8 protein-coding genes are annotated in these 11,974 nt (G+C 69.9%); 3 read left to right on the top strand and 5 right to left on the bottom strand.

Features of this window, described 5'->3' with window-relative positions; translation table 11 throughout:
* The first annotated feature begins 75 nt into the window (after positions 1 to 75).
* Positions 76 to 1,539, top strand: a complete 1,464-nt coding sequence (locus ACWEOE_RS15255; protein WP_452008796.1) for a M1 family metallopeptidase — start codon at positions 76 to 78, stop codon at positions 1,537 to 1,539.
* Here the strand turns inward: ACWEOE_RS15255 and ACWEOE_RS15260 are convergent, their stop codons facing one another.
* The gene (locus tag ACWEOE_RS15260) at positions 1,540 to 2,307 is read right to left on the bottom strand and encodes a CbtA family protein (protein ID WP_452008799.1); all 768 of its coding nucleotides are present in this window, start codon (positions 2,305 to 2,307) and stop codon (positions 1,540 to 1,542) included.
* Between the two features lie 17 nt (positions 2,308 to 2,324).
* Positions 2,325 to 2,540 (bottom strand): CbtB domain-containing protein, encoded by a 216-nt coding sequence (locus ACWEOE_RS15265; RefSeq protein WP_452008801.1) that lies wholly within the window; start codon positions 2,538 to 2,540, stop codon positions 2,325 to 2,327.
* A gap of 211 nt (positions 2,541 to 2,751) precedes the next feature.
* Between ACWEOE_RS15265 and ACWEOE_RS15270 the strand changes: the two genes are divergently transcribed.
* The gene (locus tag ACWEOE_RS15270) at positions 2,752 to 3,660 is read left to right on the top strand and encodes an ROK family protein (protein WP_452008804.1); all 909 of its coding nucleotides are present in this window, start codon (positions 2,752 to 2,754) and stop codon (positions 3,658 to 3,660) included.
* A gap of 114 nt (positions 3,661 to 3,774) precedes the next feature.
* Here the strand turns inward: ACWEOE_RS15270 and ACWEOE_RS15275 are convergent, their stop codons facing one another.
* Entirely contained in the window at positions 3,775 to 5,226 is a 1,452-nt protein-coding gene (locus ACWEOE_RS15275) for a glutamate synthase subunit beta (RefSeq protein ID WP_452008806.1), read from the bottom strand.
* Between the two features lie 92 nt (positions 5,227 to 5,318).
* On the bottom strand, positions 5,319 to 9,875 hold the full coding sequence (gene gltB / locus ACWEOE_RS15280) for a glutamate synthase large subunit (protein ID WP_452008808.1): 4,557 nt from the start codon (positions 9,873 to 9,875) through the stop codon (positions 5,319 to 5,321).
* 751 nt (positions 9,876 to 10,626) lie between these two features.
* Between gltB and ACWEOE_RS15285 the strand changes: the two genes are divergently transcribed.
* A complete protein-coding gene (locus ACWEOE_RS15285; protein ID WP_452008811.1) occupies positions 10,627 to 11,253 on the top strand; it encodes a YigZ family protein in 627 nt (208 codons plus the stop codon).
* Between the two features lie 29 nt (positions 11,254 to 11,282).
* Here the strand turns inward: ACWEOE_RS15285 and ACWEOE_RS15290 are convergent, their stop codons facing one another.
* A complete protein-coding gene (locus tag ACWEOE_RS15290; protein ID WP_452008814.1) occupies positions 11,283 to 11,564 on the bottom strand; it encodes a hypothetical protein in 282 nt (93 codons plus the stop codon).
* Positions 11,565 to 11,974: the final 410 nt, after the last annotated feature.

Genomic DNA, 11,974 nt, shown 5'->3' on the forward strand with positions numbered 1-11,974 from the left:
GTACGACTTTCCGGTTACTCCCTTCGAGCTGCCCGGCCGATGCGGGCCCCACCGCGGCCTCGGCAGGGTGAACGCATGGCGAAAACGATCGTGAAGACCGCGGCAGTGGTGAGCCTGGCCGCGGTGCTGGCCGCCGGCACCACGCCCGCGGCGACGGCCGACCCCGCGTCACCCGGCGCCCTGAGCGCGGGCGAACGACTGTTCCCCGGCCTCGGCAACGGCGGCTACGACGCCCGCGACTACGACATCTCCCTCGACTACCGGCCCGGCGTCACCACGATGGCCGCGACCGTGACGATGCGCGCCGTCGCCACGCAGTCGCTGTCGTCGTTCGGGCTCGACTCCGCCGTGGCGCGGATCGACTCGGTCACCGTCGACGGTGTGGCCGCGAAGTTCGCGATACAGGGCGAAAAGCTCGTGGTCACGCCCGCCCGCGCGCTGCGCAAGGGGGCTCCGTTCACCGTGCGGATCGGGTACCTGGCCGACCGGGCGAAGAGCCCGCAGTCACCCGGGAGCGTGCCGTTGCCGCCCGACCTGGCCGAGGCCGTCGGCGTCTGGCAGAACACCCCGGACGGCTTCGCGATCATGGGCCAGACCGACCGTGAGCACGCGGTGTTCCCGTCCGACGACGTGCCGGGCGATCCGGCCACGTACACCTTGCGGATCACGACACCGGCCGACGTGCAGGGCGTCGGCAGCGGCACGCTCGTCGGCAAGCACCGCGCGGGTGACCGGGTGACGTCGGTGTTCCGCGTCGGCCGGCCCACCCCCACCGACGTGGTGCAGCTCGCCGCCGGCCACTTCACCGAGGTCGACCAGGTCGGCCCGCACGGCCTGCCGGTGCGCAGCTACGTGAGCACCGCGGCGAAACCGGCCGCGCTCGACAACGCCCGCAAGACGCCGGGGATCATCGCGTGGCTCGAACACCGCCTGGGCCGGCCGTACCCGTACGCGAGCGCCGGCTCCCTCGGCGTCAACCGCCTCTACGGCGGCGGCGTGGCACTGGAAACCGCGGCGATGCCGACCTACAGCGCGCAGGCGCTGGAATTCCCGCAGAACATCTCGACCATGGCGCACGAGCTCACCCACGAGTACTTCGGCGACGCCGTGCCGGTGCGCCACTGGGACGACATGTGGCTGAGCGAGGGCCACGCCACCTTCTACCAGGACCTCTACGACTCCGAGCACGGCGGGGAACCGTTCGACGCCAAGGCGAAGTCCGGCTACGCCCAGAACAACGAGATCCTGCAGCAGAACGGCCCGGTCGCCCGGCAGACGAACGCGACCGGCGTCATGTTCGGCACCGACCTCGGCGGCAAGCTCACGCTCTACGCGCTGCGCGAGCTCGTCGGCCAGGCGATCTTCGACCGCATCGAACGCACCTTCTTCGACGAGTTCCAAGGTCGCCCGGCCGCGACACAGGATTACGTCGCCGTTGCCGAACGCGTATCCGGGCGTGATCTCGGCACGTTCTTCCACGACTGGCTCTACGGCACCACCACCCCGGCCATGCCCGGCCACCCCGACTGGAAGGCGTGATCAGGCGCAACCCCGGCGCGAGATCGCGCCGACGTTTCGATCAGGCGGTGCGATCGGCCCCCGGCCGATCCGACCGCCTGGTCGAAACGTCGGCTCCGAGGCGATCTCGCCGCCTCGGCGGAGCCGAGGCCAAAGACTCAGCACCTCGTCGATCACCGGCATCAGCCAAGCCACCACGGCCATCACCACGACGTACCCGGCGCAGGCGAGCAGGCCACCACGCCACGCGCCGAGGCGGTCGGCGAGCTTGCGGCCGAACACCGTGGCGAGGATGCCGGCGAGCACGGAGACGGCGACGTACCCGAAGTACAGCTGCGTCCGTTCCCCGATGGTGCCCGGCACGCCCACCGCGGGTGGGTTGGCCGGGTATTTCAGGAACGGCACGAAGAACACCACCGCGAATGCGCCCGCCGCGAGCAGCGCCGTGCTCACGCGGGGGCGCAGCGACCCGATGCGGCCGTGGACGAACGCGAAGGCCAGCGAGAACAGCCCGCCGACGGCCACGCCGTACCCGAGCACCCCGGTCGCCAGGCCGACGGTGCTCTGGATGTCGCGTGGCACCAGCTCTTCTTCGTGGTCGTCGGCGGGCGGCTGAGTATCCGGGCCCGCGCCGGGGCCGTGGGTGTGGGAGTGCTCGGCCGAGCCGGCCTCCTCGATGCCGATGGCGCTGGTGACCGACGGCTCGCCGAACAGGTGGGCGAAGACGAACGCGAGCACGCCGGCGATCAGGCCCGCGAGCATGCCGCGGACGAGCAAGGACCTCATCATGGCTGGTTCGCCCGCGCTCAGTGGCAGGGGAACGCGAGCAGGTGCCGGCCGTCGTGCAGGAACTCGTGCACGTACTTGTCGGCGAACACCGCGGTGGCGCCCTGTTCGGCGCTCACGAAGTAGAGGGCGATGAGGGCGAGCAGGCCCACCAGCACCGCCCACGGGATGATCTGGCGGACCGGGATCCGGACGGGGATCGGGGTGGCGACGGCGGGTGCTGCGGGCGTGGTCACACGGCCTCCTCGGGCTTTCGCGGCCTCAACGGGAGCGGTACGACGAGGCCGGGTCTGGCTTCCCCCACTGGCGTGGGGGTCACAGTGGCGCGACCGTGCGGGTTCTCACCGCGTTCCGGCACTCGTCGTCTGGCTGACCGAAGGTAGGCAACTGTGCGGCCGGCCGTCAATGTCGGTGTCGATGTGAGGTGCTCGATGTGAGAATCGCGGTATGGCTGAAGTGGTGGCGGCATTGGACGTGGGCGGCACGACCGTGAAGGCGGCCCTGCTCGACGGGGATCTCAACGCGCTCGCGACGACCCGGGTGCCCACGGCGAAGAGCGCGGACGGCACGGCGCTGGCCGAACAGGTGGCCGACGTGGTCTCCTCGCTCGCCGAGCAGGCGGGCACGGGCTCGCCGGGTGCGGTCGGCATCGTGGTGCCGGGCATCGTCGACGAACAGGCGCGGGTGGCGCGCTTCTCCGCCAACCTCGACTGGCGCGACGTGCCGTTCGGCGACCTGCTGGAGAACCGTCTGGGCCTGCCGGTGGCGTTCGGCCACGACGTGAGCGCCGGCGGGCTGGCCGAGTTCCGCGTGGGCGCGGGCAAGGGCTGCACCGACGCGGCGTTCATCGCCGTCGGCACGGGCATCGCGGCCGCGCTGCTGCTCGACGGGCGCCTCTACCGCGCCCACGGCCTGGCCGGCGAGGTCGGCCACATCGACGTGGGCCACCGCATCGCCTGCGGCTGCGGGGCCACGGGTTGCCTCGAGGCGATCTCGTCGGCGTCCGCCATCGCGCGGCGCTACACCGAACGCACCGGCCGCCCGGCCGACGGCGCCCGGTCCGTGGTCGACGCCGCTCGCCACGGCGACGAAGCCGCGATGGCCGTGGTGTCCGACGCCCTCGACGGCCTCGGCCACGGCCTGAAAACCCTGCTCACGCTCTTGGCCCCCGAGGTGATCGTGCTCGGTGGCGGGCTGTTCACCGCGGCCGACTACGTGCTCGATCCGGTGCGCGAGTACTTGGCTTCGTCGTTGACGTTCCAACGGTTGCCGGAGCTGCGGGTGGCGTCTCTGGGCGACGAGGCCGGTCGCCTGGGCGCGGGTCTGCTGGCGTTGGACCGGCTGCGCAGCCGCTGAGCGCGCTGGTCGAAACGGAAACGAAAACGGGCGGGTGCGACATCGTCGGCACACCCGCCCGTTTCCGGGAAGGAAGTGGCAAGGCGCAGCAACGCTGGTGCGCCCGCCACCAGGTCAGGCGATCGGCCGGTCCGTCGGCGCGATCGGGGCCGGCAGCACCTTCCGGCCGGTGAGGAAGGCGTCGACGCCGGCGGCGCACGAGCGGCCCTCCGCGATGGCCCACACGATCAGCGACTGGCCGCGGCCCATGTCGCCCGCCACGAACACGTTGTCCACGCTCGTGCGGAAGTCGCGGTCGCGCACCACGTTGCCGCGCTGGTCGAGCTCGACACCGAGGTCTTCCAGCAGGCCTTCCTTCTGCGGCCCGAGGAAACCCATCGCCAGCAGCACGAGCTGCGCGGGCAGCTCGGTCTCGGTGCCTTCCACGGGCACGAACTTGCCGCCCTCGTTGCGCACCTCCACCAGCTTGAGCGCGCGCACGCGGCCGTTGTCATCGGCCAGGAACTCCTGCGTGTTCACCGAATACAGGCGTTCGCCACCCTCCTCGTGGGCCGAGGAGACGCGGTAGATCATCGGGTACGTCGGCCACGGGTGCGCGTCCGAACGGGACTGGGGCGGCCGCGGCATGATCTCCAGCTGCGTCACCGAACGAGCGCCCTGGCGGTGCGAAGTGCCGACGCAGTCCGCGCCCGTGTCACCGCCGCCGATCACCACCACGTCGAGACCCTCGGCGGAGTACGGCACCGCGTCGAGGTCACCCGAAGCCACGCGGTTGGCGGGCGGCAGGAACTCCATCGCCTGCAGGATGCCGTCGTGCTCACGGCCGTCGATCGGCAGGTCGCGCCACACGGTCGCGCCACCCGCGAGCACCACCGCGTCGTGGGAAGACCGCAGCTGTTCGACGGTGACGTCCACCCCGACGTTCACCGACGTGCGGAACTCCGTGCCCTCGGCCCGCATCTGGTCGAGCCGGCGGTCGAGGCGGAACTTCTCCATCTTGAACTCGGGGATGCCGAAGCGCAGCAGCCCGCCGATCTTCTCGGCCCGCTCGTAGACCACGACACTGTGGCCCGCTCGCGTGAGCTGCTGCGCCGCGGCGAGCCCGGACGGCCCGGACCCGACGACGGCGACCTTCTTGCCCGTCTTCGCCACCGGGATCTGCGGCGTGACCCAGCCTTCGGCGAAGGCCCGGTCGATGATGGAGATCTCGACCCGCTTGATCGTCACCGGGTCGTCGTTGATGCCGAGCACACACGCGGTTTCGCACGGTGCCGGGCACAGCGTGCCGGTGAACTCCGGGAAGTTGTTGGTGGCGTGCAGCCGCTCGGCCGCCTCGCGCCAGTCTTCCCGCCACACCAGCGTGTTCCACTCGGGAATCAGGTTCCCCAGCGGACAGCCCTGGTGGCAGAACGGGATGCCGCAGTCCATGCAGCGCCCGGCCTGCTTCTCCAGCTTGGTCGACGCGAAGTCCTCGTAGACCTCGCGCCAGTCCAGCAGGCGCAGATCCACCGGACGCCGCTTCGGTTCTTCACGGGTGGTGGTCAGAAAGCCCTTGGGGTCAGCCATGTGCGGCCTCCGTATCTTGCGACTGTGTTTTCGTGGGGCACCCACACCCGGGCCACGCACCCAGTCGGCACTCATAGCCAGCTTCGCGATGATCAACCATGAGCTGCCTCCATGATCGCCTCGTTCACGTCTCGCCCGTCCCGTTCGGCCTGAACCTGAGCGGCGAGCACACGCTTGTAGTCCTTCGGCATGACCTTGCCGAACCGGTCGACGGCGGCGTCCCAGTCGGCGAGCAGCTCGCGCGCGACCGCGGACTCCGTTTCGTTGTAGTGCTTTTCCACGGTCTCGCGCAGGAAGTCCGTGTCGTCGGCGTCGAGCGGGTCGATGTCGACCATCTCGGGGTTCACGCGGTGCACCGGCAGGTCGAGCACGTACGCGACACCACCGGACATGCCGGCCGCGAAGTTGCGCCCGACCCCGCCGAGCACGACCATGCGCCCGCCGGTCATGTACTCACCGCCGTGGTCGCCCACGCCCTCGACCACGGCCAGCGCGCCCGAGTTGCGCACACAGAACCGTTCACCGACCTTGCCGCGGATGAAGATCTCACCGCTCGTGGCGCCGTAGGCGATCACGTTGCCGGCGATGATGTGGTCCTCGGCCGCGAACGAGACGTCCTGGGGCGGGCGCACGATCAGCCGGCCGCCGGAGAGCCCCTTGCCCACGTAGTCGTTGCCGTCGCCGATGAGCCGCAGCGTGATGCCCTTCGGCACGAACGCGCCGAACGACTGGCCCGCGGTGCCCGTGAACGTCACGTCGATCGTGTCGTCCGGCAGGCCCTCGCCGCCCCACTTCTTGGTGAGCTCCGAGCCCAGCATCGTGCCGACGGTGCGGTTCACGTTGCGCACCGGCAGTTCGAGCCGCACCTTGTCCCCGGCCGACAGCGCGCCCTCGGCCAGCTGGATCAACGTGTTGTCCAGCGCCTTGTCGAGCCCGTGGTCCTGCTGCACGACCTGGTGGCGCGCCGCGCGCGGGGCCAGCTCCGGCACGTGGAAGATCGGCGACAGGTCGAGCCCGGCCGCCTTCCAGTGGTCCACGGCCTTGCGCTTGTCGAGCACCTCGGCGTGGCCCACGGCCTCTTCGATCGACCGGAAACCCAGCTGCGCCAGGTACTCCCGCACTTCCTGGGCGATGAACTCGAAGAAGTTCACCACGTACTCGGCCTTGCCGCTGAACTTCTCGCGCAGCTTGGGGTTCTGCGTCGCGACGCCCACCGGACACGTGTCGAGGTGGCACACGCGCATCATGATGCAGCCCGAAACCACCAGCGGCGCCGTCGCGAACCCGAACTCCTCGGCGCCGAGCAGCGCGGCGATCACCACGTCACGGCCGGTCTTGAGCTGCCCGTCGGTCTGCACCACGATGCGGTCGCGCAGGCGGTTGGCCAGCAGTGTCTGCTGCGTCTCGGCCAAGCCCAGCTCCCACGGGCCACCCGCGTGCTTGATCGACGACAGCGGCGAAGCGCCCGTGCCGCCGTCGTGGCCCGAGATGAGCACCACGTCGGCGTGCGCCTTGGACACACCCGCCGCGACCGTGCCGACACCGACCTCGGACACGAGCTTCACGTGGATGCGCGCGGCCGGGTTGGCGTTCTTCAGGTCGTGGATCAGCTGGGCGAGGTCCTCGATCGAGTAGATGTCGTGGTGCGGCGGCGGGGAAATGAGCCCCACACCCGGCGTCGAGTACCGCGTCTTCGCGATCCACGGGTACACCTTCGCACCGGGCAGCTGCCCCCCTTCGCCGGGCTTCGCGCCCTGGGCCATCTTGATCTGGATGTCATCGGCGTTCACGAGGTACTCGCTCGTCACGCCGAACCGGCCCGAAGCGACCTGCTTCACCGCGGAGCGGCGCTCGGGGTCGTAGAGCCGTTCGGCGTCCTCGCCGCCCTCACCGGTGTTGGACTTGCCGCCGAGGCGGTTCATCGCGATGGCGAGCGTCTGGTGCATCTCCATGGAAATCGAGCCGTAGGAGATGGCGCCGGTCGCGAAGCGCTTCACGATCTCCGAGACCGGTTCGACCTCCTCGATCGGCACCGGCGGGCGCTCGCCGAACTTGAAGTCGAACAGCCCGCGCAGCGTCTGCAGCTTCTCGGACTGGTCGTCGACGGCCTTCGTGTACTCCTTGAAGACCTCGTACTTCCCGCTGCGCGTGGAGTGCTGAAGCTTGAACACCGTCTGCGGGTTGAACAGGTGCGGCTCGCCTTCGCGGCGCCACTGGTAGTCCGCGCCGGTCTCGAGCTCGCGGTGGCTCGCGCGCACCCCGTCGATCGGGAACGCGCGCAGGTGGCGCTGCGAGACCTCTTCGGCGATCGTGTCGAACCCGACGCCGCCGAGCCGGGAAGTGGTGGCGGTGAAGCAGGTGTCGACGATGTCGGCGCCCAGGCCCACGGCTTCGAAGATCTGCGCACCCGTGTACGAGGCCACGGTGGAGACGCCCATCTTGGACATCGTCTTGCGCACGCCCTTGCCGAGCGCCTTGATGAGGTTCGCGGTCGCCTGCTTAGCGCTGACGCCCGGGATCAGGCCCTGGTGGGCCATCTCCTCGACCGTCGCCATGGCGAGGTACGGGTTCACCGCGGCCGCGCCGTAACCCACGAGCAGCGCGATGTGGTGCACCTCGCGCGCGTCGCCGGCCTCCACGATGAGGCCGACCTGCGTGCGGGTCTTCTCCCGCACGAGGTGGTGGTGCACGGCCCCGGTCAGCAGCAGCGACGGGATGGCCGCGTGGTCCTCGTCGACGCCGCGGTCGGACAGCACGATCAGGCGTGCGCCGTCCTCGATGGCCTCGGACACCTCGCTGCGGATCTCGTCGAGCCGCTGCAGGAGCGCTTCGCCGCCGCCGTGCACGTTGTAGCGGCCGAGCACGGTCACGGCCTGGAACTCGGGCAGGTTGCCGTCGTCGTTGACGTGCACGAGCTTGGCGAGCTGGTCGTTGTCCAGCACCGGGAACGGCAGCACGATGCGCCGGCACGAAGCGGCGTCGGCCACCAGCAGGTTGGGCTCGGCGCCGACCTGGGTGCCGAGTGCCGTGATGAGCTCCTCGCGGATCGAGTCGAGCGGCGGGTTCGTCACCTGGGCGAAGAGCTGGATGAAGTAGTCGAACAACGGCCGCGAACGCGACGACAGCGGCGCGAGCGGGGAGTCGTTGCCCATCGAGCCGATCGGTTCCGCGCCGGTGCGGGCCATCGGCTCGAGGATCGTTTCGAGCTCTTCCTCGGTGTAGCCGAAGGACTGCTGACGCCGTACGAGCGCGGCGTGCAGCGGCACCTCGCGGTCGCGCTCGGGCAGGTCTTCCAGGCGCAGCAGGCCGTTGTCCACCCACTCGTCGTACGGGTGCGCGGTGGCCAGCTGGCCCTTGATCTCCTCGTCCTCGATGATCCGGCCCTCGACGGTGTCCACGAGGAACATGCGGCCCGGCTCCAGCCGGCCCTTGCGCACGATCGTCGACTGGTCGAGCTCCAGCACGCCGACCTCGCTGGCGAGCACGACGAGGCCGTCGTCGGTCACCCAGTAGCGGCCGGGGCGCAGGCCGTTGCGGTCGAGGACCGCGCCGATCTGCGCGCCGTCGGTGAACGCCACCAGCGCCGGTCCGTCCCACGGCTCCATGAGCGTGGAGTGGAACTCGTAGAACGCGCGGCGCGCGGGGTCCATCTCCTGGTGGTTCTCCCAGGCCTCGGGGATCATCATGAGCACCGAGTGGGGCAGCGAACGGCCGCCGAGGTGCAGCAGCTCCAGCACCTCGTCGAACGACGCGGAGTCGCTGGCGCCGCGCGTGATGATCGGGTAGATGCGCTTGAGGTCGCCGGGGATCAGGTCCGTCTCCAGCAGCGCCTCGCGTGCGTCCATCCAGTTGCGGTTGCCCTTGAGGGTGTTGATCTCGCCGTTGTGCGCCACGTAGCGGTACGGGTGGGCGAGCGGCCACGACGGGAACGTGTTGGTGGAGAAGCGCGAGTGCACGAGGCCGATGGCGCTCGTCACACGCTCGTCCTGCAGGTCGAGGAAGAAGCGCTCGACCTGGTCCTCGGTGAGCATTCCTTTGTAGACGATGGTGCGCGAAGAAAGACTGGGGAAGTACACAGTTTGTTCACCGCTGTCCTCGACCAGCTCGTGCTCGGCGCGCTTGCGCACGCAGAAGGCGGCGCGCTCCAGAGCGAGGCCGTCGCGGTTCTCGCGACGGCCGGCGAGGAACAGCTGGCTCAGGTGCGGCCGCGTCTCGGCGGCGGTGGGACCGCAGTGCGCGGTGTCCACGGGCACCTCGCGCCAGCCGACCACGCGCATGTCCTCCTCGGCGGCGATGCGCTCGATGGTGGTCATGGCGCGCCCGCGGCGCTTGTCGTCGCGGGGCAGGAACGCGGTGCCCACGGCGTAGGTGCCCTCTTCGGGCAGCTCGAAGTCCACGACCTCGCGGAAGAACGCGTCGGGTACCTGGATCAGCAAGCCGGCGCCGTCGCCGGTGTCGGGCTCGGCGCCGCGTGCCCCGCGGTGCTCCAGGTTCCGCAGTGCGACCAGGGCTTTCGCCACGATCTGATGATCTCGGCGACCGGCGAGATCGGCGACGAAGGCGACCCCGCACGCGTCGTGCTCATACGCGGGGTCGTACAGGCCGGTGGTGGCCGGTTTGCTGGAACCGGAAGTGGAACGGTGGGTCACGGCTGGCCGCCTCCCAAGGCGTTGGCGCGACCGGTACTCACTCCATCGGGTGGTTCAGCACTGAACCGGTTAACGAAGTGGTCCGGAACCGCGATGGTCAGTCGGGGAAACAGAGTTGAGACGAGAAGGGAGAACCGCCCGTGTGACCGGCTCGGTCTGCATCGACCGGGCTGCGGCAAGGGCGGTCCCAGAGGCGTGGCCACACGACAGTGGGCGGCCACAAACTACGTCAGCGGTGCGAGTCGCGCCAGAGCTGGTTTCCCGATCGACGTCCGTGTTGTCGATCCAGCACCGGGCTCTCGTGGCCGCTGGGGTGGTGCAACTCTGTGTTGTCGAAAGTGCTGTGGTGTCGAAGCTGTGGTGTCGAAATGCTGTGTGTCGAAACGCTGTCGTGGGGCAGCGCCGTCGTTGTGGAGCGCTGTCGTTCTCGTCGGTACAGCAGTCGTTCGGTGTGGCGCACGCACCGTGGATGCCGGCCTCTGTGGTGGGGGGCCGAACGGGCGCGTGGTGCTACTCCCGGGTTCGCCGGGTCTTATGACGATAGTGTGAATTCGCTGTGTTCGACATATGTCGTTGCGCGCGGGTGGGAAATGCCACGCTTACGTTGACGGCCCCGGGGGTATGCCCATATGTCGGGCCGTGCCTCCCGCCCACTGGTCAGCACCTCTGCTGACCAGGCAAAACTCCTGTGCGGGTGATGGACTGTACCGCTGGGTGAGCTGGTTGACTGGTCCCATGAGGCGAACCGTCGATGGCTGATCGTTATCTCTCCGTGGCGAGCCCGGTACTGCACGAGATCGAGATCAAGCGCTCGCGGTTCCTCTGCGCCCTGGCTCCGGTGACCGACGAGCCCGCCGCGCGGGCCGTGATCGCGGCCCGGCGCAAGGCCGAACCGGCGGCTCGCCACCACTGCCAGGCCTTCGTCCTCGGCCCCGACGGCCGCACCCAGCGTTCCAGCGACGACGGCGAGCCCGCCGGCACGGCGGGCGTCCCGATGCTGGAGGTGCTGCGTCGCCGTGAGATCACCGACACGGTCGCCGTGGTGTCCCGCCACTTCGGCGGCATCCTGCTCGGGGCGGGCGGGCTGATCCGCGCCTACGGCCAAGCCGTGTCCGACGCGCTGGACGCCGCGTCCGTGGCGGAGTACCGGCGCCTGCGGCTGTTCGACGTCGAGGTCGACTACACGCGCGCCGGCCGCCTGGAAAACGACCTGCGGGCTTCGGTGTACGTGCTGCACAACACCCGCTTCGAGGCGTCGGCGCACTTCGAGGTGGGCCTCGTGCCCGGCGAAGAGCAAGCGTTCACCGCGTGGCTCGCCGATGTGACCGGCGGCACGGCGGAAGCTGTCGAGCTCGGCGAGGACTGGGTGCGTTCCTGACGAGCCGCTCTGCTGGCCCCGGCGCCCCTTCAGGCCGCCGTGACCGCTCCGGACCGCGGGGATTCGTTCAGCGCCACCATCCCGGCGGCGGTGAGCACGGCCGGCACCCGACCGCCACACGGGCCTTCCACCGCGGCCTCGATGAAACCGCGCCGCACCAGCCGGCGCGTGGTGGCCTGGTCACAGCAGCTCAACCCGTCCACGAAAAGGTCGGGCTCACAGCTGCAGCTGATCTCGGCCCTCCCCGACGCGACGGCTCCCAGGGTGGCCCGCTCACGGTGGTTCAGCTCACTCGTCAGCTCGATGTCCATTTGCGGTGCCTCCTTCCACGCTCCTCAGTAGAACCCGGACCACCGACAGTTTCCGTCCGGGTGAGTCCGATGTCGTGCATTTCACGTGTTCTCTGGGGTGATGTCGTGAATTCCGGGGGTCAACGTGCGCACGCGGGTCCCTGCCCCCACCACCGACAAAACCGCCGCTCGCCGCCCAGCGGCGGCCTCAGCGCCGCCCCTCGGCTGCTTCTCCGCGCTGCCTGTGATCGAGCCGTGTCAGCTCACGGCGCTCGCGCCCGCGCGGGAACCCGGGTTGCGGCGGGCGGCCGGGGACAAACCCCCGCCCTCCTCCGGGGGGGGTGTCCCTATGTCGTTGTCAAGCCGCAGCGGGTTCGGGATGGTGGTAGTGGGTGCCGTTGCGGAGCATGGCGTAGAGCACGTCGCAGCGG

The sequence above is a fragment of the Amycolatopsis sp. NPDC004368 genome, from assembly GCF_053602515.1.

What these genes read in the sequence shown, in the direction of transcription:
- ACWEOE_RS15255 (WP_452008796.1), top strand. Translation starts at nt 76, where the DNA reads ATGGCGAAAACGATCGTGAAGACCGCGGCAGTGGTGAGCCTGGCCGCG.
- ACWEOE_RS15260 (WP_452008799.1), bottom strand. Translation starts at nt 2,307, where the DNA reads ATGATGAGGTCCTTGCTCGTCCGCGGCATGCTCGCGGGCCTGATCGCC.
- ACWEOE_RS15270 (WP_452008804.1), top strand. Translation starts at nt 2,752, where the DNA reads ATGGCTGAAGTGGTGGCGGCATTGGACGTGGGCGGCACGACCGTGAAG.
- ACWEOE_RS15275 (WP_452008806.1), bottom strand. Translation starts at nt 5,226, where the DNA reads ATGGCTGACCCCAAGGGCTTTCTGACCACCACCCGTGAAGAACCGAAG.
- ACWEOE_RS15285 (WP_452008811.1), top strand. Translation starts at nt 10,627, where the DNA reads ATGGCTGATCGTTATCTCTCCGTGGCGAGCCCGGTACTGCACGAGATC.
- ACWEOE_RS15290 (WP_452008814.1), bottom strand. Translation starts at nt 11,564, where the DNA reads ATGGACATCGAGCTGACGAGTGAGCTGAACCACCGTGAGCGGGCCACC.